Source organism: Streptomyces flaveolus, assembly GCF_000716535.1.
Lineage (GTDB): Bacteria > Actinomycetota > Actinomycetes > Streptomycetales > Streptomycetaceae > Streptomyces > Streptomyces flaveolus_A.
In genome coordinates, this window is the sequence record NZ_JNWV01000183.1 from 1 (window position 1) to 289 (window position 289).

General features: G+C 75.8%; 1 pseudogene. It reads left to right on the forward strand.

From position 1 onward, the window contains the following. A pseudogene (locus OO52_RS45765) lies at positions 1 to 289 on the forward strand (GNAT family N-acetyltransferase); the annotation flags it as partial.

Sequence of the window (289 nt, forward strand, 5' to 3'; positions counted from 1 at the left end):
CAGCGGGCTCGCCACCCCGCAGTTCAACGGCGTGGTACGCCTGCGGTCCACGGCCGTGGCCGAGCCGGCCGTGGCGGCCGTCCGTAAGGACCTGGCGGGTCTTCCCTGGTGGTGGTGGGTCGGGCCCGACAGCCCCGAGGACACCGCCGACGCCCTGCGAGGCCACGGCGGACGGGAACTCGCCGTCCTTCCGGTCCTGGTGAGGTCGCTCGGCCACCCGGCCGAGACGCTCGATCCGGCCGGGTCGGACGGTGCGCGCACCGGCCTGCGGGTGGAGACGGTGCAGGAC